Genomic DNA, 22,659 nt, shown 5'->3' with positions numbered 1-22,659 from the left:
TAATTGATTAACTACAAATATAAATTGAAATAGAAACTGGAGGGGGACCTATGTCAGAGAAATCCATTTTGAATTCTATTGAGGAAGCCATCTACGATCTCATGCAGGGTAAACCGGTTATTGTGGTGGATGATGAGGATCGGGAGAATGAAGGCGACTTTATCGCTTTGGCGGAAAAGGCTACACCTGAAGTAATCAATTTCATGATTACCGAAGGCAGAGGTCTGGTGTGTGTTCCCATTACGCAGCAACGTGCCGATGAACTCAACCTGAAACCTATGGTCCAGCAAAATACGGACTTTCATGGGACGGCTTTTACCGTCTCTGTAGATCATAAAGATACCACAACGGGCATCTCGGCTCATGAACGCTCCATTACAGTCAAGGGGCTGATTAATCCCGAAGCGAAAAGCGGAGATTTCCGCAAGCCGGGCCATATGTTCCCACTCATCGCCAAAGACGGCGGAGTGCTAAGACGCGCGGGACATACGGAAGCGGCTGTAGACCTCGCCATTATGTGCGGTTCCTATCCGGCAGGTGTAATCTGTGAAGTGATCAAGGAAGATGGCACGATGGCCAGACTTCCGGATCTGCAGGAGATAGCCCGCAAGCATGATCTGAAGCTGATCAGCATTCAGGACATGATTCGGTACCGGAATGAAAAGGAACAGTTGGTTAAACGTGAAGTAGCTGTACGTATGCCAACAGACTTTGGTGAATTCCAGGCGGTGGCCTACACCAATGCGGTGGACAACAAGGAGCACGTCGCCTTAGTTAAAGGTGAAATTGACGGATCGAAACCTGTATTGGTTCGCGTACACTCCGAATGTCTCACAGGGGATGTATTCCATTCTCATCGATGCGACTGTGGTCCACAATTCGATGCAGCATTGAAACAAATTCATGACGAAGGCAATGGCGTTCTGCTCTATATGAGACAGGAAGGACGAGGCATTGGACTGATCAACAAACTCAAAGCCTACAAACTGCAAGAGGAAGGTCTGGACACCGTGGATGCCAATCTGAAGCTTGGGTTTGCTGCCGATCTTCGAGATTACGGTATTGGTGCCCAAATTCTTAAGGATCTTGGTGTTCGTCAAATTCGCTTGTTAACCAACAATCCACGCAAAATTAAAGGGCTTGAAGGGTACGGACTTGAAGTGGTGGAACGAGTTGCCATTCAGATGGAAGAAAACGAGGATAATACGGTCTACTTGCACACGAAGCAGGCGAAACTCGGCCATATGCTAAAGTTCGACGATATCGAGCAGAATGAAGAAAAAAACTGAGTAGCTTTTCTGAGGTTAAACAGGGTGAACTAGTTTCCAAAAATCAGCTGCGTACATGATATAATACAATTAGGGAGATGACTTGAATGCCACACTTTTTTGAAGGACATTTGGTATCAGAAGGATTAAAATATGGAGTAGTCGTAGGACGTTTTAACGAGTTCATTACAAGCAAATTGCTCAGCGGTGCACTGGATGCTTTCAAACGTCACGGTGTACAAGATGATGAAGTGGATGTAGCGTGGGTTCCAGGAGCCTTTGAAATCCCGTTGATTGCACAAAAAATGGCTGAAAGTGGCAAATACGACGCTGTCATTACGTTGGGGACGGTTATCCGTGGTTCAACAACACATTATGATTATGTGTGCAATGAGATGGCTAAGGGTGTAGCCGCAATTAACCTGAAAACAGGCGTACCTACAATCTTCGGCCTGGTTACAACAGAGAATATTGAACAAGCCATTGAGCGCGCTGGAACAAAGGCAGGAAACAAAGGCTGGGATTCAGCTACTGCCGCTATTGAAATGGCGAACTTGACGAAACAGCTAAAATAGTGCTTATTTAATATAGTGCCCTGCTCTGCGCAGACGAAAACGGGAGACCGAATTCGGCGGCTTAGCGGGGGTTTTTATTTTTCTGGCGGGAGGATTCGTCTAGTGACGGTAGTTACATACAAACTGGAGACTTTTGAAGGGCCTTTGGATCTGCTGCTTCATCTGATCGATAAGGCAGAGATTCATATCCAGGATATTCCCATCAGCGATATTACCGATCAATATATGGCGTATCTGCATTCGATGCAGGAGCTGGAGCTGGATATTACGAGTGAATTTCTGGTAATGGCGGCAACACTTCTGTCGATCAAGAGCAAACTATTACTGCCCAAACCACCGGTAATCGAGGATTTTGAGGATTATGCATATATGGAAGATGAAGATTATGATCCACGTGCAGAACTGATTGCGCGTCTGATTGAATATCGCAAATACAAGGGGATTGCGCGTCACTTGCACGAACGGGAGTGGGAACGCAGCCTTATTTTCTCCAAAGAACCCGAGGATTTGCGGCCTTATATGCCTGTAGAAGCACAATCGAATCCGGTCGAGGGTTTGCATACCTCGGATCTGATTGCAGCCTTTCAGAAGGCGCTACGCAAGGCGGAGAAGCGGACAACCGTAACTCGGATCCAGCGGGATGAAATCTCGGTTAAGGATCGTATTCGGGATGTCATCGGGGCTTTGGAAAGTATGGGACCGGGAGGCAGACTGTTATTTTCCAAGCTGCTGGATAACCAAATTTATCGGCATGAGATTGTCGTAACTTTTTTGGCGGTGCTGGAGCTGATGAAGATGAAGCAGATTGTCTGTTATCAGGAGCGGATGTTTGAGGATATCGTTATGGAGTGGAGAGGGGAAACAAAGAATCATGGATTTTCCGAAATTGAAATCGATTATTGAAGGCCTGCTGTTTTTGTCCGGAGAAGAAGGTCTGAGCATCAAACAAATCGCCGAAATCGTGGATCAGCGAACCGAACTGGTGTCGGATGCGATTGAGGAAATGATCGCTGAATTTGCCAAGCAGGGACGAGGCGTACAAGTTCTTAAAATTGCAGGGGTAGTCCAACTGGGTACATTACCGGAACATGCGGCTTATTTTGAGAAATTGGCTTATTCACCTGCACGTACGTCTCTATCCCAGGCAGCTTTGGAGACGCTCGCTATCGTGGCGTACCGTCAGCCTATCACGCGGGTAGAGATTGAGGAGATCCGTGGCGTAAAATCCGAACGTGCTATCCATACACTTGTGAACAAGGATCTCATTCAGGAAGTGGGACGGGCTGAGGCCATTGGACGCCCAATTTTATATGGCACTACCAAGTCCTTCCTGGACTACTTTGGTTTGGCTTCGCTCAAAGATCTGCCGGAGCCAGGGTTGTTTGAAGATTCCGAGAACCTGGAGGAAGAAACACAGCTGCTTTTTGAAAAATTGGATGTGCAGCATGTGGACCTGGATAGTACAAATCTCGAAGATGATGCAAATTCAAACGATATTAATAACGAAGATGATCCTTTAAATTCATAACTTTGCAGTCTGGATCGATTCAAAACCGGTGCCCTTTCGGGGTGCCGGTTTTTTTGGTGTGGTATGTGGAATGGATTGTAAGGGAGCGTTCAAAGATTAAATGGAATTTTCAGGTCAGACGTGAATTTTTTCCTATATAGAGTGTCATACTAGACGTGAAAAGAATTGAGGGCTTGGAGGTAAGGCCTGTGTGGATTTGGCTTGGAGGAATCGGCTTGTTGATCGCACTGCTTCTTGTCGCAGTCCTCATCTCGTATGTTCATGTGCATTTTACATTTAGGAAACACAATCACGATGATTATGCCAAGATTACGGTTCGTCTGCTATATGGCATTGTGCGTATTAACTATGAAATTCCTAGTATTGTCTTTCGTAATATGAAGGAAGGTTTTCTGGTGAAAACGGAGCAGCGAATGAATCATTCAAGGGGAGAAGCCCAGAGCAGCGAGCGTGTTAACAAACGTAAAGTCAAAAAATGGGCTAAGGACGTAAAAATCATGCTCAGGGCAACGGAAGCATTAAAGCTCTGGATCAAGCAAACGCTCACTCGTGTACATATGACTCATTTGTCCTGGTCCACTCGCATTGGCGTCGGCGATGCAGCATATACGGCTGTTCTCATAGGTTGGGTGTGGAGCATCAAGTCGATCATCATTGGATACCTCTCTTATCAAATCCGTTTTGAACAAACGCCACAGTTACAAGTTGTGCCGGTGTGGGAAGACGAGATGGAGTTCCAAACCGAGCTGGATTGGAAACTAAAGATCCGGATTACAGCAGTCATGATCGCAGGACTTACATTGTTAACCCGAGTGCTTCAAGTAGAGGGAGGATGGCGGATGTGGTTCAGACTCTTAAAAGAGCAACGACGCAGACGCAAGATGAAGAAACAACACAGTAAATCGCAAATATGAGTGTATGTATTGTCCCCAATTATGCTGAAATTTTCCACAGTTTAATTGCAACTGCCGGGTTATACTTTGCCGAGTCAGCGGTTTGAAGTATTGAGGTTTAGTTAAAAGGCTGGCTTACATAAGTCCCTTCAAGTTTGGGGATGATATGGTTAGATCAAACCTAGCTTAAATTGAAACTGGAGGGAATTTAAATGTCAGATCATCCAATTCAAGGCTTAATGGAAACCGCAATGGAAAATATCAAGGCCATGGTGGATGTCAATACAATCGTGGGCGATGCGGTCGAAACACCTGATGGTACTGTGATTTTGCCGATCAGTAAAGTAGGATTCGGATTCGCTGCGGGTGGCAGTGATTTTCATGTAAGTGATGGAAGTAGCAAAGGTGGAAGTGGCGGAAGCAGCGGTAGTACGACTGAACATGCCAGCTCCGCATCGGTTGCCTCACCATTTGGAGGCGGAAGCGGGGGCGGCGTATCCATTCGTCCAATCGCATTCCTGGTAGTTGGCAAACAAGGCGTTCACATCGTTCCGCTTGATAACTCAACACATCTGTTTGAGAAATTGATTGATTCCACACCGTATGTGATGGATAGAATTCAGGACATGTTCCGCAATCGTAATACAACACAACCGACAGCGTCTGGCATTCCTGTCACACCTGATCCTTCTACGTACAGCTAATTAATGATTCGGTTGAGATCCCTTCCGCAGCATGTGCGAGAGGGATTTTTGCTGTTTGCTTAATGAAATGCTGAGGAATATGTCCAAAGGGATCAATATCTCTGAGACTTATCTTGTTGTTCCGCCTAACCTAAACATGAAAAAGATGTTGAAGGGGGAAGGCAAATTGCAAAGAGATACAATCTTTACTGTTTTATTTGGATGGCTATTGTCTGCTATGGTGTACTTGGTTGGAGGGATGGATCACCTGTTTATTGCAGTAACGATTTTTGTGGGGCTCGATTACATCACGGGTGTGTTATCTGCTTGGTACAAAAAAGAACTTTCCAGCAGGATCGGATGGTGGGGTCTTGCCCGTAAGTCATTAACATTTGTATTCGTCATTATTGCTCATCAATTGGATATTATTGCTGGCAATTCGAACGACTTTATGAGAGATGCCATGCTTATGTTTATCATCGGTACTGAAGGTATAAGCATTCTTGAGAATATGGGGAAATTGGGACTTCCCGTCCCGAAATTTATCACTTCTGCTCTTTTCAAGCTTCGGGGTGAGGAAGATAATCAAGCTGAAAGCAAGGAGAAGATATAATGCTTCCAATCACAACGGACTACATACCTGTTAATAAATACAGTCGAGCGGGAATGAAACTGAAGGCTAAACGAGGAATTGTTATGCATTATACCGCTTCCCCAGGAGCATCAGCCAAAAACATCAGCAAATATTTCGCAAGCTTAGCACAGCAAGTTGGAAAAGGTCGTTATGCAAGTGCACATTACTCTGTAGATCGAACCTCCATTTATAACAGTCTGCCAGATGATGAACTTGCATACCATTGCGGTAGCGAGACTTACACAAAGGAAGCTGTAGCTCGTCTTGGAACGTATCCCAACAATAGTACGGTGGGTATTGAAATGTGCATTGAGAAGGATGGCAGCATTCACGAGGATACATTTAATAACGTTGTAGACTTGGCAGTATATCTGATTAGAGAACGCGGCTTTCCCAATGTATTTTTTACACATAAAGAAGTTGTCGGGTGGAAGGAATGCCCACTACCTTGGATTAAAACCCCTGGGGAATATGAAAGGTTTAAGCAAGCAGTTAATTCTAAATTGAATCCACTTAAGGAAGAAGTGGTCATGGAGGATGAGGATGATATGAATAAAGTGTTGGATTATGCTCAATGGACATGGAATGAACTTGATAAATACATAGGAGATGCATATAACGACAAAATTATTGACGAATGGGCATGGGTGGAGAAAGTACGTAAGAAGAAGCTGACCTACGGGGAATTGCTCATGTTGAAGGTTCTGATTGATGAACGAAGACGTAAAAAAGGATGAGGTAAGCCACGAGCTGAAAAGAGATTATTCGCAACGTCTTTTTAACCAATCATTAAAATGAGCTGCGTCTTTCAAAAAATAATAATTTTGTATGATCACAATTTTGTTAGGATGTTCACGCTCATATTGTGAGTGAAACATGGATGAATCTACGAGTCCAATTACAGAATGATGTAAGTTTATAACATGTTCAGAAATTTCTTGATTCATACAACCGTCCTTTCATTAATTGATTCATATTGAAGAAAGAGATATCCGTGATGTCTCCTACATATCTATACGAATTCAAAGAAAGGGCGTTAAGGCGTCATAAGTTAGAATTGAAAGTCCCAAGTCCAAGGACTTGAGACTCTACTTTTATGCGCTTCCATTTCCAAGAAACATGGATTCGGTCGATCTATTAGTAATTACTAAAACGGTGTAGCTACTCTTGTAAAAAAGCGGAAAGGGCCTCATCTGCAAGGTCGAGTTCTGCGAAGGCTTTGCACACTTTCTGGAAGGATCTAATGGTATTGGTCTCGTATAAAATGTTAATGGGATCGAAACCTAGCATAACTAGTGAATCCACAAGTTCTGTCTGGTCCACTTCGATATGGTGCAGTGCTTCAAGCATGGTTTCAATGACTGCTAAAAATAGAATTGCTTTATTTACTTGATCCATACGTGTTGCTCCCTTCGTTATTTCCTTTTCTCCTGTCATTCTGCCAAGGTACATTCTTAGAATAAGCAGGGTGAGATGGAAAATAACACGAAGCCTATAAGTGATCCTGTATAAACTAAATAAATCTGAAATGAGGGGAGAACAAAGACGTGAAAAAACAGTAGAAGATCTTCAATGGAACTCCCCTTGTATGTAAGATTAAGCGTTCTCGTTCACTTCATTGATAATTGAATCAATTAACTCATCATCAACCAATGTACTGGCTTTTTCAAGAGCGGATAAAATACCTTCTGGATTATCAAAAAAAACGTTAAACAGGACGGGAGCGACGTCGTCTAAATTAATTTTCTGGGCTTTAACCATACTAATCAGAGCAACAACGATCTCGTGGCCTTCTACATTGCCTTCCATGAATCTATTTCTTAAGTGAGTTGAAACTGCTTCGGTCTTTGACTGCGAGTACGCCATTACATTCCCTCCAACGATTGAATAATCTAAGTAGTGCTCCTCTTTTATGCAAGTCTAAACCAGGTTAGATTAGGAGTTATCTTAACAATAATAAGTCAGTTAGTTCAAATTATCAATAACTACTACAGCAATGAAATTTCACTTGAATCTCGTCTTTGCTCAATAAAAAAGACCCTGTACGGGTCATTTTTTTGGTCTTCCTTCCCAATAATCCGGAAATCCCTCGTAATCCCAAGCATATAGGTTTTCGTTGTCCGCCTGAATGGCAACATCTGCTCCTGAGCCAAAATCAACACCTACAGAGCCAAGTTCTTTTGCTTTAATAGCTAATACCTTGCCAGGTGCCCCTGCACATACGAGAGCTAGTTTCCATGGTGTTTTTTTGTAGATGTTTTCCATTTCTTTAGAGGCTGCGCTCACATGAGACCAAGAGGGGCAGTCTACTGTTGCCACTATGCCTGACCAACCGTAACGGCGTTCCAGAACTTCTTTATATTGTAAGGCTTTGGCTCCACAGATCAGTATCGGCATGGTCTTGAACGTATCATAGAACAGTTTAAACCGGGCAATGTAATTATTTTCAAATGCGTAGAATGTCTTCTTGGGTTTAATCTTGTAATACGCGAGACACATATCAAACAGGGGTCTGAAATACCAGTGATCCGTCTGGGTCAAGTGACCAACGTAGTCGGCTTTTCTCAGGCAGTATACAATGATTTCTCTCGCACCTACATTGGGTAACGTAATGCCACAGTATGTGGGATCATTCACCCACCCGTAATGGGATTGGATGAAATCCATGGTTAGGACGGTTCCATGTGCCAGAATTGTATTGGAAGCATCCCCGAATCGAACGGAAGCATGAGCTTTTCCATCCGAAGCCTTTTGGAACCAGTTATGAATTAATTCAACACTGCCAAGCACGCTCTTCACCCTCTTTCGGATTGAAATGATTGAAGTCCTTGTTGTACATCTGCATCAGCTCCTTCTTTTATAGAATAGAAGAAACGATTCATTCTCTCTCTTCTTTCCAGTGAAAAGATCTTTTTTTGTTGGACACGCTGAAGATTGGCGAAGATCGGTCTACACTATGTGAAAGGGGAGGGATGAACGGTGGCTGACGTATTCATAGGTGCTCCTGTGAGAAACCGGGCATGGATTATGGAGCGGCACTTGCAGTCGCTCAAACAACAGACAGTAAACAAGCATTTTTTTTACATTTTGAACGATAGCGAAGATCAGACAGAACAAATTTTGAATGATCATCAGATCCCGTACTTGACTCATAATATGGGCAAGAAATTCGGTCATCTGCGAGGTCAATACGCCTATCCTAATCTGGCTCTACTACGAAATAAACTGTTGGATGAATTTCTGAAATCCGATTGTGATTATCTGTTCTCTATTGATACAGATATCATTATCCCTGAACATAGCCTGAAGCAGCTTATTGAAAATGATAAGGACATCTGTGCCATGCTGATTCGAAATCACCCGAGAATTAAGGCTCATAATGCAATGATTGGTGGAAAGCACGTTCCAAAATTCAGCGAGGGTGTCATCCCTGTGGATTTGACAGGTGCAGTGTATCTTATAAAACGTGAAGTTATCGAAGCGGGAGTTCGATATGGTTCACATCCGATTGGTGAAGATGCCCCCTTCTGTGAGCAGGCTCAGCAACTTGGTTATGAACTTTATGTGGATACACGGCTTCGTCCGGTTCATGCCTATGAGGAAGGAGTGGAGTTGGTTGCTAAATTGGCTGGTACATAGAAGTAGGCGGAAAAAAGCATGTTTTGAAAGCATTGAAATGACGATCATATATCCACCTGCACTCGATTGGAATTTGTTGTTTCAACGTCCACAGCAATTAATGACCGCATTCTCCAAGATTCCAGGGGTCCGTGCTATTTTTATTAACGAAGAAACGTATAAGAAACAGAGCCAGCCGATCGAGAAGTTGAGTGACGACCTCTTCCTTGTGCAAAAGGGGATTAACTATGACCATCTGGTCAAAGGAAAAAAGGTACTCTGGTTTTCCAGTCCAGGTCAGTATAACTATCGGGATGGCCGTAATTTTGATTTTACCGTATTTGACTACTTGGATAATTCAGCCGATGAATTTGCGGTTTGGAAGGATTACATTCCGAAATGTTTTGAACGAGCAGATCTGATTGCTACAACGGCAAAGGTGATGTATGAAGCTCATAAAAATGACGGAAAACCGATTTTTATGTGCCCGAATGGGGCGGATTATGAGCACTTTAAGAAAGCCCGTGTATCTCTCCCAATACCGGCAGACTTCCCCGATGTTAAGGAGGGACAAAAGGTCGTCGGGTTCCATGGGGCTATGGCTTCCTGGGTGGATTATTCACTTATTACCGACATTGCAGACAAGGGATATCGTGTAGTTCTGATAGGAAACAATGCCCTGTATCAAAAAAACATTGTGCATCCTAATATAACGTGTCTTCCACATAAGGACTACAGAGTTCTTCCTGTTTATATTGCCCAATTCGATGTTTGCATCGTGCCATTCAAGCTGACAGAAATGATCCGTGGATGTGACCCGATCAAATATTACGAATATTTGTCTGCGGGTAAGCCTGTAATAACGACTCGTATGGAGGAAATCGTCAATAAATACAGTAACGTAACCTACTTTATGGATCGTCATAATTGTGGGCAGATGCTTCAGAAAGCAATTAGTGAGAACAGCGAGGCCAAAATCGCAGCCCGTGCTATGGTTGCTAGAGCTAATAGCTGGGACGGCAGGGCCATGGATGCTGTCAAAATGATAAATCAGGTGATGGGAGGCAACGTGGATGAAACAGATATTCAAACGAATTTTCGGTAGCCAGGCGGCCGAGCCGCCAATGGAAGTTGAACAAATAGAGGTTCAAATGAGTGAGTTCAATTTTGAAAAATATGTGCCCAAAATCAATACAACCATTGTATATCTGCCTGCTATTGATTTTCATAGTGAACGATTTGGGCGTCGACCACAACGATTGTTAAGAGAACTTGCGGAGATTGGTTATCATGTGATTTATATAAATTCCAGTGATGAGTTTTATCAGGTGGATGCATTGGAGTATCCTCACCCTGAGCTTCCGAATTTTGTCGTGGCTCGTGTTGGACAGAACGTTCGTCCGTTGTTTCAGGGTGAAAGAGTCATCTATTGGGTGAATGACAGCCAGTTGGCAAATTCGGTCGAGACAGCATATCCTAACCTGGTTGTATTCGATTCACTTACAGATCCCGACCTATTTGAAAAAGACAAGCACAGGATGGAAGCTGTTGCTGACGTTGTGTTTATTACACCAGAGCGAATTTATGAGCATGGAAAATACTGCTCTCATATTCATCTAATTACTGCCGATGAATATGAAATAAAGGAACGAGCAGAACAGGTCGCCCAAATTATAGATGATTTGCCCAATAGACCGGCCCCTCTAATGTAGGGGTCTTTTCTTTTTATTAACCTTATTAGAAGTTGTTCTGTTTGCATAGAAATCCATTTCAAAACTTTTGTTCAACGTATTCAGTGATATGTGTTAGGGAATGAGATTAGCGTTCTACACTATGAAAAGCAGAGACAGCCACCAGCCAAGCAGCTTGGAGGAATGAAATTCTGATCTTTTCAATCCCTCGACCAGCCGCAGGCTCATGTAAGTCTCGTTAGCTAAATAATGATATTACAAATCTAAGGAGTGGACTGTTCAATGGCTAAAAAAATGATTATCAAAGGTGTAGGCACATTCATGGCGAAACGTTACCCTACAGACCCGCTGGGTGCAATTGAAGTAATTACACTGGGTACCCTGCAAGACCTGAAAATTGACCTCAATGTAGAGCTGGAGGACATCTTTGGTGGTGATGGCCTGTTTGCCATCGATGTACTGGTGAAGTCGAAATCCATTGAGGTATCTGCTACAGATGCCAAATTTGATCTGGATGCGATTCAGCTGATGATGGGTTCAACCGTACAGGAACAAGTGAAGTCCTACGTATGGGTTTTGAATGAGCAGGATACTGCCGCTACTGGCGCAGCTAATTCCGGATTTGCTGAAGTGAAACCAAAATTCGCAAGTACAATCTATGGAAATAACGGAGATATTACGGTTCGTCTCAAAGATTCCAACAAGTTGCTGAAACAACTCAGTTCGAAGGCTGCAGCTGTGGCACCAGATGAATTTTTCTATGATGAAGCCAATGATGTTGTTGTACTGAACGCTGCACATATCAGTAAGGAAATTGTGCTCAACTACAAACGCGAAGAATTGGTAGACATGGTTGATTTGCTAGTTGACGAAGTGCCTTTCCCAATCTCTGTAATTCATCATGGTACATTCCAACAAAAAGATGGCTCTTTTGCAGGAGTTGAAACCGAGCTGTACATGTGCCGTGCCAAAGGCACTTTCAGTATCAATGCTCAGCGTGCTGCAGCATCGGCATCTGCGATTTCCTTGCAGATTCTTGATCCTGAACGTGCAGACGGCAAATTGGGAAGCATCAAGCGCTTTAGTGCAACAAGCAAAATCTAAGATCTCATACGATGTTCCATTGCTCCTGGCAAGGTATTTTACGGCGTCTGTGTCCTCCCCTGCACAGACCCTTGCCTTGCCAGGTTCTTTATTTTACAGGGGAGAGAATGTTCAGGGGAGGCTCTACTGATGGTGGAAACAGAACAGGAAAAGGCTGAGCGTGAGCTGGCGGAAAAATTGAACGAGGAAGCTGCCGAACGAATCAAAAATGATTCGGCGAATAAACGGGTAACCCCGGAGGAAGCCGAAGCTGCTGAACGGGCATTCTTCGAAGATGATGAGATTATAACACTTCGTGATCGGCGGAAATACCGCATCCCACCATGTAACCTGAAGGATGCACGTCGATTAATGAAACTGCTAAAAACGGTGAACATCGACGCCATTATTCTTAACTTTATTCCAACAGAGAATGATGAACTGGATGCAAAACGACAACAGGATTTATTTGATGTGTTGGCTATGGCGTTTAAAAACTATCCGCACATTGTGACCAAAGATGAACAGGGTGAGTATATCATCAATCGAGAATACCTGGATGAGTACCTTGATTTAAATACGGCTCGTAAAGTCATTGATATGCTCATTGGTCTAAATGGTCTAAAAAAGTAGAACGCGCCGAGGGTGAGCCTCTGGAGGGAACCGAAATCCGTGATGAGGAAACGCAAGAGCCAATTCACTGGGGAGAAATCTTCTTTACCCTTCATAAGCACTGTGGGCTGAACAAGTGGGAGATCTGGGAGTACACGCTCCCTCAGGTCGCGGAGCTGTGCAAGTCAGCCGAGAAATATATTCAGTTTGAGGTTGAATTAATGACAGCACCTCTTCGCATGTTCGGTGGCGGCAGAGGGGAAGAAGAAGCCGGGGAAGATGGAAGTATTAGACGTAAACGGACCTTTGATGACGCGGATTATACAGAAATATCCGAGGAAGACATCGGTTTGCTTGCACAAGCGCTTGGAGGATAAGGGAGAGACGTCCCGTTTTGCCTACACTAAGGTAGAACGGGATTTATGTATAAAGGTGGTGATGAATTTGGCTGACAAAGAAGAACAAAAACACTCTTTAACGAAAGAGATATTAACGGAGGTAGAGCAGTCTGGTATCCCAACCCCCGACTTGAAAGGGAGTAACCAATCAGGCTTTCAATCGCTCGTTAACCGTCTTGAGGAGATGAGGGACGAAATGCAGTCCCAAATGATTGCAACGTTAACCAAGGATTTGGAGACATTTTATCGTGGGGCCTTCAACGCAATGCAAGATCTGCCGGAAGCCGGTTCACAGGAGCTAGTGGACTCTATGAGCAACATGATGAAATATATCTCCTCAGGCGAAACCAAAGGGTACTCATCCGCTATGCTGAAGGAATCACTTGAGTCGTCACGTCAAATGGATGACCAGATGACCAAGGCAAATCAAAATTTCGAGATCAGATCATCAGGTCAAACAGGTCAAACAGACGGGACCGTCAAGGACCTGCAACGGATTGCACTGCAACATGGCATAGATCAGGAAGATATGGGTCTCGCATATCGCATTGGTTCCCGCTCCTATGATAATCCTCAGGAAGCCACAGCCTTTGCTAAAGAAGTCGCCAAGTTGCGTTCGTTTGACAATGTGGATGTAGAGCAGACTGCTACGGGCTTGGAAGGTGTTTCTTCTGCTTGGGGAGTGAGTGGTTATGATCTATCCAAAGTGACGGACATGATGCTTAAGGCTGCAACTATCTCACAGGTAAGCATTCAGGATCTGATTAAGGCCATGCAACGAACCGTGCCTGCATCGACTGAGCGTGAGGATGAAGCAACAAAAGAAAATGCACTTGCCCGTCTCATGGCTACGTCTTCATTGTCTCTTCAGGAGAAAGAACATTCAGGCCTGAGTGGTGGTTTAACCCAGGATCAGGCGTCAGTTGGCACTCTTGTGGATCAACTTAAGACAGTTGGCGAGAATACAGCTTCCGTGGTTCCGCGGACAGACTCAAGAGACAACTTGCAATTTCGTCAAAGCCAGTTCCGTACTGCGTTCCAAATCTCTACATACGAAGCTATGAAGGGGTTAAAAGAAGAGTTTTCTGAGCTCCAGACCTATCTTATTTCATTCTTGCGATTAATTTCAGACCGATCCAGCGGAATTGCAGACCATATGGAACTAATTAATCGGATTATGGAAGAAGCAGGAGTTCAAGTGGCCTGGGACAAGTTCGCCGATGTGATGAACGAAGGAGAACAGACGCGATACGGTAAGGGTAATACAGGTACAGGGAAGGGCGAAAGCTCAGGAGACAACACCTCCAACCCAATCGGAGTTGCTGATGTGCACCGTGCTGGTGTAACCCAGGAAAGAGCAAGACAGCAAAACCGTCTTCGTGTTCAAGGTACCCGTAAAGCAGAGATACAGACAAGAGCAACTGCCAAGCAAGAAGAAGTGCTCAAGCTACATACTAGACGAGATGAACAACAATCACTCTATAAGCAGGCAATCCAGGATGGTAATTCATCATCTTCCTCCTTTCACGAAGGAGAACGTGATCAAGCGGAGAAGGAAGCCAAAGCCAAAAGCAGGGAACTGCGTCTGTTGCGTGAGGAATTGGATTCACTCGATGAACAGATGGCGAAGACGAAACGGAGTCTTGAATTTCTAAGCCGTGAGTTGGATGAGAATGGTAAAGCGATCATGCAGCTTGAGCATCAAGCGAGAATATTGATGTTGGCGATGGATGATATGGATATGGATGCAGTGGAGCTTCGAAATAAGTTGTATTTCCTGAATGCGGAGTTCCTTTATGGCTCAACCGATGTTCAGCGTTACGAATCCGAGATCCAGAATTTGCGCAAACAATCAATTCTGTTAAATGATGTGCTAGCCAAATTAAGGAGTGAAGTGAATGCTCTGAATTCCTCATTCAGACAGGGTTCAATGGATGCCGTAGCATACATCTCCAAATTGAAGGAGCTTGAACAGGCTCAATTGGCTACAATGATGAACTCTTCTGGAGGCTTCCTCGTGGTTCCAGGTACAGGTAGTGCCGGTGCCGGATCAGCTGCAAAAGATGATAAAGAAAAGGATGACTCGGCAAACAAAACCTTCGTGGCTCGTCATGAAGACCTGATTAAGGATGTCATGAAAGATGCGATAATGGATGAATTCAATCCCGGTGGCGATTCCAAAAAGGAAAAACAAAAGACCAAAAAAAGGGGCCTTCTTTCCAGATTTAAGGACATGAAAGAGACAGGTAATCGCAAAGCATTTTTTGACAGCAATGCCCCGACTCGTGATGAAGGTGGAAATATTCTTCGAGATAGACAAGGTAATTTGATTACTCAGCGTGATATCAATGCGGAGCGTGCTGCACGTGGGATTAAAACACCGGGAAAATTTTCGAAATTAGTGAAATCCGGCTCAAGGTTGTTAAGACCTTTAAAAGCCGTACCAGGGCTTGGTGTTGCGATGGGCGCCATGGATGTGATTTCTGGCCTTGTTGATCCGCTTAGTAATATGGGCAAGTCAGACGCGGAGAAGCAGAATATTCGGGCAACGAACAAGGAAGAGCTGGCAAAACAGTTCAAAGATGTGGAGCAGTCATCTTTTATAGGAAAAGTATGGAAAGGACTTAACCTGGGGATGGATGCCGCTGTATCCGGAACAATGAGCACGATATTTGGGGATAATGCCACCAATAATAAGTTTGGCGATTATTGGAAGGGATTTAAAGCGATGTGGTCCGAAGATGGCGGAGATGCGGTCGAGAAAAAGCTGGCCAAAGAGTATAACTATGAGCAAGAGAAAAAAGAGTCACAGCTTCAAATGGACAAGGAGTCCGGCAAGACGCCCGAGCAGAACAGTCAACCACAAGTGCAATATGTACAGCCTCAGATTCAGTACATTCCTGCTGCTGGCGCAATGGGTACCATTGCTAACGGATATACACCTCAGCCGCAAAGCAATGGTATTGATGAAATGATCGCCAAGATTAATCGTCAACTCAACAAGTCAACAAGTGACAACGAAACAAATTATCAAGTCGCTCGATCCCGTCTGTTGATTAGCGGTGTCCGCGAGGATTCTGGCCAGATGCGCACCTTGATGGAGAAATATTTGCAAGAAAATATCAAGTTCTTTGATAAGGCGATTGCTAGTTTGCAAAAGACTTACGACAAGATGGCAGAGGGCAAGGAAAAAGATGAACTCGGTCTGGAGATTAATGAGAAGAAGCAGCAAAAGGCACAATCAGAGCTTGAACTGAACGGTGTTAAAAACAGTAAAATTGACGAACTCAGACGTAAGATGAACGACCAGCTTGAGCTGACACAGTTGGATTACGACAAACGAATGTACGATCTTCTGGCGGCCAATGGGGGGAAGGAAGATGCACCAGAATTGATTGCATTGAACAAATCCCGTGCATCTGAGCTGAACTCACAAATGAGTTCGATCAAGGAAGATTGGAACAATTTGCTGAATAGTGGATTATTTAAACCGGGCTCGGATGAATATATGGAGATTTTTAAACAAATCCAATCCTTGGGTGTAGAACAGTCCAAAAATTTGGCCGAAATCAGCAAAAAAATGGATAAACCCATATCTACATTCAACATTCCAGCAGGACTTAAAGTCATGGATTACTTTGATTATATGACGACAAACAATACACATAAAAGTGTGATGGTTGGCGCGGGCGATGTCACGGTGCATGTGAATATCGACAATATGACAGGCAGCACAAAAGATGTGGAAAAACTGACGTCGGCACTGGATAAGACACTGCGGCAGAATAATCCGGGTCTTGTAAACAGGATGGCTAGTAATGTCGGTGCAAGAATGGGGAGTAATTACCCCGTATCTTTTATTAGGTAAGGAGGGCATCTGATATGTCTCAGCAAGACCCGTTTGGTTCAGCTAATGACCGGTATAAAAGAAGGCTATATGTGGATACAGGCATGAAGTTTGAGCCTGTGAAGGGGCGGATTATTGATCCGTACTCTTCACCGTCGCCCAATCCGCAAGTGAGGGAAATTAAAATGATTAATGCTCCCTCGCATTTTCATCAGATGGGTGTGTCTTCGTACAAGTCCATCATTAACATCCTGTTTAAAGACAAGCAATCCTATCATGACTACGCCATGTACGTAGGCTGGACGCACAAATTTTATGATGAGAAGGGCAATATTTATGTTGGTGTTGTAGAGTCCATCAAAGTCGACCCAATTTTCTATCATCAGGATACGATGGATAAAGATCAGAAGGGTTACAAGGTCGAATTGACCATGACCCTGATCAAGAAAGATGGATATGACCGCAAGAGTGCGGTTCAGTTTCAGGATTTACAGACGACGGAAGGTAAGAATCACTGGGCAAGAGACTCCATTGAACGCATGGCTGATTTGGGGCTGACGGTTGTAACAGAATTGGATGGTACACCCATTCTATACTTCAGGCCGGAAGATTTTATAACCAGAGCAGAGTTTGTTACTTTCCTGATGCGCACGAAGCGTCTGCTGGAACGAACCATTCGAGAGTAGGGTGACCTACTCTCTTTTCTGTCTATTCTAAAGATAGGGGGTGTTTATCATACGAAAATGGGTTGATGTAAACGAAGGGGACTGGTTCTATAACGATGTTATGGAAGCCACGAATATGGTTCTGGAAGATGGTGAAGTCTTTGTTGCCGGGATCAACTATAACAAGTTTGAGGAAGGCAAGCCTTTTGTATATGAGGAAATCAAGGGGCAAGCGGGGCAAACCTCATTTAGTCTGCCTGTTCTGATTAAGCCGACAGATGACAATCCATTGTATGTGTTTATTGATGGTGTTCAAACGATCTACGAAACGGCTGAAACAAATAGTAAGGGGTTAACTGATGTAGAGTTGTATACCGGTGTGAAAGCAGGTCAGATGGTGTCCTTCTGTAGTTATGGAGAACCGTTGCTGGATAGTGATTGGAAAAGGCCACCGGTCTCCTGGACTGGAGATCTGCCCAGAGCTGCACTTAGTGCAGCCACGACCTATTTCTACGATCCATTCAGTCGTAATCATCAAGAATATTTGTATGCAGCAGGCCAACCGCTTCGCAGACTCAGTATTCCTTCCGAGGTATGGGCAGACACCATGGGGGATGCGGCAGCGGTAACCAAAATTGCAACAAAGGCAATTGGTTACCGGACAGATGTATATTGTGTCAGTCCAGGAGGATCAGTCTTCCTCCCATTTAATCTGAATGGTGTCACCTGCAAGTTCAATTATTGGACGAAGAATAGTGGTGGAGCATTCAAATTCAAGAGTGAAGACATCAAAGCGACAACCCTTAAACCGGCATACAACAACTGTTTTTTTCCTAATGCGATTATACAGCGGGGAGAAGCCTTTCATCTGATTAACAAGCTACGCAAGGTGTTCTATGCCAGATTTACGGACAAGGAAGCGCCAACGACGGGGATTAATGAGCCTATTAAGGCATTTCAGGGACAACGGGTGTTTAGACTTAACGGCAATTATCCAGCAGGTAAAAATAAACTTAAAGTTACAGTGAAATTCAAAGAAGAAAAGAAAGATAAAGTGCAAGAAACTCCGCCTTATTCAGAAATTGACAACCATACGGTCGTCTTCAGTCAACCTTTCTCAGAAGGCGACGAAGTGACTTTCTATTATCTCAAAGATGTGAGCGAGAGGTTCGCAGACGTCGGAAAAGATTCGGCCATTTATTATCAAACCAAGGGTGAGCGGGTAGAACAGTCCAAGGATGCTTTCTGGAAAATAGCCGTTTCGGAGATGGAAGACGAAACATTTGCCAATAATGATCCTCTGATTGCAGGCATCAATATCAAGAAAAAGCTGGATGATGCAGCAGTGGTAACTAATATGGGCAGACCTGTAGGAGGTACGGAACCGGATGAGACATGGTTTTTGGGTAATTCCGCTATGACACGGGCTGAAGCCGTGGCCTTCCTGGACCGATTCATGAAGTGGACCATCGAGCGATTTAAGTAGGGGGAGATACAATATGATTCCAATTTCGGATGAGGTTATGAATGTGCTGTCTCAGCGTCTGAAGCTGGGGGAAGGAGCACTTCCTAATATCCGGGTTGAAGTAGACAGGCTTGCATTTATCCCGGGACGGACAGAAGAGTTCAGACATATGGTTTCCGAGCAAGTACCCGTCATCAGTACACAATCCGTTTGGGTGGATGAGTCGAGTAACGGTATTTATAATGGCTCGACTCTAGCGAATACCCAGGAGATTTATTTTCCGGTCAAGGGTAAAACGATTGATAGCATTACAGTTACAGATAAATTTGGTGCAGCCAGAGATGGCGGTTCTCGAAGTCACCGAGGGATTGATCTGTTTGATGACATGGGAACACCAATTTTGGCGGCTTGGGCTGGAAAGGTTGTACATACAGCTCGCAATAAAACAAAGGGCGCGGGTAATGCCGTAACGATCAGGCATGCCAATGGTTTACTCACAAAGTACTTTCATCTGAAAGAAATTCTCTGTTCGGTGGATGATCAAGTGGCACAGGGGGCAGTGATTGGTACTCTTGGTAATACAGGGGGGGTGTACACGAATGGCCACAAGGTTTCAGCTGCTGAACGTGCCGCGGGCAGAGGAAGACATCTGCATTTCGAGATTTGGGAAGGGGTTAGTCCAACGTCCAAGACTGGGGAGGGAGGTAAGGCGGTCGATCCCCAATTATATCTGAGCGGAAAGCGTAAAATGCACGGAGATGCGAAAACAACATTTGCTGATGTAAAGCCGGTTCAGGTCGAAGGATATCCAGGAGAGATCAAATTGAATGAGAAGTTCGACAAACGTAACTGGCATGAAAAAAGCGTTTATACAACCGGTTTGAAGTTTTTGGAGTATGCCAAGATTGAATCGGGCTGGACTTTGTTTGATTCGGGAGGCAAGTTGCTCTATACGTTTGATGGCAAAGCCGCCGTAGTTGAATTTGAGATTAACGTGACTAAACTGAGCATGCCTACTCAAGGGCTTCTTAGTATTGGAATGGGAACTAATTTTAGTGAAGCGGAAGGGGATTCTTTCGCTGTGGTGATTGATGGTAAAACGTATGCCTATGTCAATAAGTTCAGCGGGGCATATGACCTGACCAAACTAACGGAATTGAACAATATTGTAATCCCCGCAAAAGCCAAAAGCATCAAAATTAAGGTGACTTATGGAGGCAAACAAAACACCACTGTTCCACCCGGATCGGTTCCTGCTTCGAAGGTGAAATATAAAAAATTCGCCATTGATTTTATTCGTATACAAGAGTTGCTGCCTGCTCCATTGAAAAATAAAAAGAGTGAAGAAGGACTTGATCCGTCCAAAGGCTATTATCAAACGAACAGCTATGAAGGTTTTGTCATGAACAATAGGCAAGAGTCGGATGTTATTCAGGTTGGATCTTTTGTGTATATGGACACGCAGGTTCTTCCTAATATCATTAGTGCCGAAATCGATGATCAGTTTGACTCTGAAGCCAGGGAAGCACGGCTGACCATCTCCAATCCCAGGGGATTCTTCTCCCCGGATTATAATCCTGCCCATTTTCCCGAGCTTGGGGGCGTGCCATCTCCATGGTCTTATTTTGCCAACGGATTTCATGTTGGGGTTCTGAGTGAAAACACACCGATACGTATCTACATGGGCTATGGTCAGCATATGATGCGGGTATTTACCGGACTGATTGACAAAGTGGACATCAATGGTGAGGGTTCCACGCTGGAGATCACAGCTCGAGATATGTATAAGCGCATTATCGAGAAAGTCATTTCGGAGAAAAAAGCTTATCCGGAGGTAGATGAGATTGATAATGTGCCAGATCCGGTGCCCCCTGCAGCAGTAGGGACGGACCGGACATCATCCATTATTCAGGCTGCTCAAGCTCAAGCTGCAGCCTATGGCGTACCGGATCACAAATTTTTGCTTGCGATATGCAAGCATGAGACCGTACTTGGCACACAAGGTAAGGGTAAAGAAGAGAACGGCAGCTTCATTCTCGGATACGGCTGTCCTAGTACAGAAGCTTGTAACCCCAGCTACAAGGGAATCCAGGAGCAGATGAAGCGTGGTGCAGAACGGATGTCTAAAGCACTGGCTTCCAGAGGGAAGAAAGTGACTTCCAAGGCGGATGTACTTTATTTTCATAATGGAGGAGACATTGCTCCGATGACCTGGAGTGCGGATCGGGATAATTGGGTGAACAGGGTATGGACCTTTTATCAGGAGATGCTCGCAGACCCGGCAAGCTGGACTATAACAGCAACCTCCACTCCGGCAGCTACACCGACACCAGCTCAGCCTGTGGAACTTGAAAAGCCGGCCTGGGTCAAATCAACGGTTGTCCTAGATCTCGTTAAACATGCAGGTATGGTGGGTTGGAGGGCAACCAGTGAGGATCGCTCTTATCCTGACTATGTAATCGACGAGACCTATCTGATTGAGGTAAATCAGAAGACGGGCAGAGTCATTGTTCCGGTACCGGGACAGGAGGGTGAGTTTGAAGTCAAGGATGCAAGTACGGTGCTTACGCCCAATGGATGGCTTAATCCATTCATTGAGGAGTATGGCAAAACGTTTGAGCAATGGTCCGCCAAAGTTACGGAAGCCGTTCAGGAAATTATCTCGGAGATTCCGTATCGAAGCTACTGTGACCGTCATGGTACATACCGATTGGAGCGCTTGAATTATGACAAACCGGTCATTGCGGAGTTTTCCGAGAACGACAATCTAATCTCTATTACCAAATCCACGGATTGGTCCAGAGGAAGAAGTCACATCGTTGTTATCGACTCGAATGGTAATCAGAACAGTTTTGTGGACAAGGAGATTTTGCTCGAACTCAAAGGTGAGATTCGAACCATGGTGCTTGCTGTTCCTTGGGCGAAGACGGTTGAAGCCAAAAGACAGGTGGCAGAGCGAGCTTTTTTTGATATGAAACGTATGTGCCGTACGCTGCAGGTATCTATTCCTGCGAACCCTGCGCTCGATCTGCTCGACAACGTCATTGTGACAGATAAAACGACCACCACACGGGCTGTATATACGATTAAAAGTATTAAAACCAGTTATTCGGTGGATCGTGGCATGCTACAGGTTATTGATATGATGTGGGCAAGAAAGGGAGTGATGGTGTAATGGCCGGCATTGTGAATGAAAATATTGTTTTTCCCGTGCTGGATCTAATCCACCGGGAGCTTCGCAAATATAGCAGTGTCTCCAATTCAAATGTTTCTCCTCTTGAAGGTGAGCCTTCCGTTACATTATATCGGGAACACCTGCAGGACCCGGATAGAGTGACTGGAGCAGACCTCTTCTATGAATCGGAGTGGAAGGTTTCGATCTGGATGAAGTTTGGCTCAGAGGAAGAAGAAGACTTTCCTGCGGGAGTGGGCTATGCCCACCCGGATTATGACTATTACAAGTATTTCAGGTTAACACAGGTGACCGCCCGTACATTTGATCCAAGTGGAGAGTCGATGTTCACCTATAATATTGGTCTAAATTATGATGACGAAGGACGCTTAACTGGAACGAGCGTAAATCGTATATAGCATATAGGAGGTGGTTCCATGGCATTTAATGTTTCTTACATCGCGGGTGGCGTCATCGACAAAGTGCGCGAGCTGCCGTACCCACACTTCAGTAAAAAGACGATCCCG

At 44.6% G+C, this 22,659-nt stretch carries 22 protein-coding genes; 19 read left to right on the top strand and 3 right to left on the bottom strand.

Annotation, left to right across the window (positions count from 1 at the left end; translation table 11 throughout):
• Window positions 1-50: 50 nt before the first annotated feature.
• The 8 genes from CS562_RS21495 to CS562_RS21460 all read left to right on the top strand — a co-directional run bounded on the left by CS562_RS21495 (window position 51) and on the right by CS562_RS21460 (window position 6,318).
• A complete protein-coding gene (locus CS562_RS21495; RefSeq protein WP_076291916.1) occupies window positions 51-1,289 on the top strand; it encodes a bifunctional 3,4-dihydroxy-2-butanone-4-phosphate synthase/GTP cyclohydrolase II in 1,239 nt (412 codons plus the stop codon).
• Window positions 1,290-1,375: 86 nt separating this feature from the next.
• The gene (gene ribH / locus CS562_RS21490) at window positions 1,376-1,843 is read left to right on the top strand and encodes a 6,7-dimethyl-8-ribityllumazine synthase (protein ID WP_063565743.1); all 468 of its coding nucleotides are present in this window, start codon (window positions 1,376-1,378) and stop codon (window positions 1,841-1,843) included.
• A 102-nt stretch (window positions 1,844-1,945) separates the two neighbouring features.
• Window positions 1,946-2,746, top strand: coding sequence for a segregation and condensation protein A (locus CS562_RS21485; RefSeq protein WP_024630942.1), 801 nt, complete (start codon window positions 1,946-1,948; stop codon window positions 2,744-2,746).
• Window positions 2,715-3,371 (top strand): SMC-Scp complex subunit ScpB, encoded by a 657-nt coding sequence (scpB, locus tag CS562_RS21480; RefSeq protein WP_099858190.1) that lies wholly within the window; start codon window positions 2,715-2,717, stop codon window positions 3,369-3,371. Before CS562_RS21485 ends, scpB begins: the two co-directional genes overlap by 32 nt.
• A gap of 188 nt (window positions 3,372-3,559) precedes the next feature.
• Complete coding sequence (locus CS562_RS21475) at window positions 3,560-4,285, top strand: DUF2953 domain-containing protein (protein ID WP_083679128.1); 726 nt, start codon at window positions 3,560-3,562, stop codon at window positions 4,283-4,285.
• A gap of 191 nt (window positions 4,286-4,476) precedes the next feature.
• Complete coding sequence (gene ytfJ, locus CS562_RS21470) at window positions 4,477-4,968, top strand: GerW family sporulation protein (protein ID WP_076291919.1); 492 nt, start codon at window positions 4,477-4,479, stop codon at window positions 4,966-4,968.
• A gap of 166 nt (window positions 4,969-5,134) precedes the next feature.
• Window positions 5,135-5,560 carry a phage holin family protein gene (locus CS562_RS21465; RefSeq protein ID WP_257219575.1) on the top strand — a complete coding sequence of 142 codons (426 nt, stop codon included), beginning with the start codon at window positions 5,135-5,137 and terminating at the stop codon, window positions 5,558-5,560.
• Window positions 5,560-6,318 (top strand): peptidoglycan recognition protein family protein, encoded by a 759-nt coding sequence (locus CS562_RS21460; protein ID WP_099858189.1) that lies wholly within the window; start codon window positions 5,560-5,562, stop codon window positions 6,316-6,318. The genes CS562_RS21465 and CS562_RS21460 overlap by 1 nt, the downstream gene beginning before the upstream one ends.
• Before the next feature lie 424 nt (window positions 6,319-6,742).
• Here the strand turns inward: CS562_RS21460 and CS562_RS21455 are convergent, their stop codons facing one another.
• From CS562_RS21455 to CS562_RS21445, 3 genes are all read right to left on the bottom strand, one after another.
• Entirely contained in the window at window positions 6,743-6,979 is a 237-nt protein-coding gene (locus tag CS562_RS21455; RefSeq protein ID WP_099858188.1) for a hypothetical protein, read from the bottom strand.
• Between the two features lie 198 nt (window positions 6,980-7,177).
• Window positions 7,178-7,447, bottom strand: a complete 270-nt coding sequence (locus CS562_RS21450; RefSeq protein WP_099858187.1) for a hypothetical protein — start codon at window positions 7,445-7,447, stop codon at window positions 7,178-7,180.
• A 183-nt stretch (window positions 7,448-7,630) separates the two neighbouring features.
• Window positions 7,631-8,371 (bottom strand): GT-D fold domain-containing protein, encoded by a 741-nt coding sequence (locus tag CS562_RS21445; protein WP_099858186.1) that lies wholly within the window; start codon window positions 8,369-8,371, stop codon window positions 7,631-7,633.
• A gap of 189 nt (window positions 8,372-8,560) precedes the next feature.
• Between CS562_RS21445 and CS562_RS33040 the strand changes: the two genes are divergently transcribed.
• The 11 genes from CS562_RS33040 to CS562_RS21395 all read left to right on the top strand — a co-directional run bounded on the left by CS562_RS33040 (window position 8,561) and on the right by CS562_RS21395 (window position 22,551).
• Entirely contained in the window at window positions 8,561-9,220 is a 660-nt protein-coding gene (locus CS562_RS33040) for a glycosyltransferase family 2 protein (protein WP_180287200.1), read from the top strand.
• The gene (locus tag CS562_RS21440; protein WP_180287199.1) at window positions 9,198-10,304 is read left to right on the top strand and encodes a glycosyltransferase; all 1,107 of its coding nucleotides are present in this window, start codon (window positions 9,198-9,200) and stop codon (window positions 10,302-10,304) included. Before CS562_RS33040 ends, CS562_RS21440 begins: the two co-directional genes overlap by 23 nt.
• Window positions 10,273-10,911 carry a hypothetical protein gene (locus CS562_RS21435; protein WP_099858184.1) on the top strand — a complete coding sequence of 213 codons (639 nt, stop codon included), beginning with the start codon at window positions 10,273-10,275 and terminating at the stop codon, window positions 10,909-10,911. The genes CS562_RS21440 and CS562_RS21435 overlap by 32 nt, the downstream gene beginning before the upstream one ends.
• 261 nt (window positions 10,912-11,172) lie before the next feature.
• Window positions 11,173-11,994 carry a hypothetical protein gene (locus CS562_RS21430; RefSeq protein ID WP_099858183.1) on the top strand — a complete coding sequence of 274 codons (822 nt, stop codon included), beginning with the start codon at window positions 11,173-11,175 and terminating at the stop codon, window positions 11,992-11,994.
• Window positions 11,995-12,123: 129 nt separating this feature from the next.
• A complete protein-coding gene (locus CS562_RS21425; RefSeq protein WP_257219574.1) occupies window positions 12,124-12,606 on the top strand; it encodes a hypothetical protein in 483 nt (160 codons plus the stop codon).
• A gap of 200 nt (window positions 12,607-12,806) precedes the next feature.
• Window positions 12,807-12,962: a hypothetical protein gene (locus CS562_RS33565; protein ID WP_257219573.1), complete on the top strand. Its 156-nt coding sequence runs from the start codon at window positions 12,807-12,809 to the stop codon at window positions 12,960-12,962.
• Window positions 12,963-13,029: 67 nt separating this feature from the next.
• A complete protein-coding gene (locus tag CS562_RS21415) occupies window positions 13,030-16,851 on the top strand; it encodes a phage tail tape measure protein (RefSeq protein ID WP_099858181.1) in 3,822 nt (1,273 codons plus the stop codon).
• Window positions 16,852-16,865: 14 nt separating this feature from the next.
• The gene (locus CS562_RS21410; RefSeq protein WP_099858180.1) at window positions 16,866-17,516 is read left to right on the top strand and encodes an S-layer homology domain-containing protein; all 651 of its coding nucleotides are present in this window, start codon (window positions 16,866-16,868) and stop codon (window positions 17,514-17,516) included.
• A 115-nt stretch (window positions 17,517-17,631) separates the two neighbouring features.
• Window positions 17,632-18,981, top strand: coding sequence for a hypothetical protein (locus tag CS562_RS21405; protein WP_099858179.1), 1,350 nt, complete (start codon window positions 17,632-17,634; stop codon window positions 18,979-18,981).
• A gap of 13 nt (window positions 18,982-18,994) precedes the next feature.
• On the top strand, window positions 18,995-22,135 hold the full coding sequence (locus tag CS562_RS21400) for a M23 family metallopeptidase (protein ID WP_099858178.1): 3,141 nt from the start codon (window positions 18,995-18,997) through the stop codon (window positions 22,133-22,135).
• Window positions 22,135-22,551, top strand: a complete 417-nt coding sequence (locus CS562_RS21395; protein ID WP_099858177.1) for a hypothetical protein — start codon at window positions 22,135-22,137, stop codon at window positions 22,549-22,551. The genes CS562_RS21400 and CS562_RS21395 overlap by 1 nt, the downstream gene beginning before the upstream one ends.
• The last annotated feature ends 108 nt before the right edge of the window (window positions 22,552-22,659 follow it).

Origin of the sequence: Paenibacillus sp. LK1, assembly GCF_002750415.1 — a bacterium.
GTDB lineage: Bacteria > Bacillota > Bacilli > Paenibacillales > Paenibacillaceae > Paenibacillus > Paenibacillus taichungensis.
Note: the sequence above shows the minus strand (reverse complement) of the source record. Positions and strands in the feature narration are given on the sequence as shown.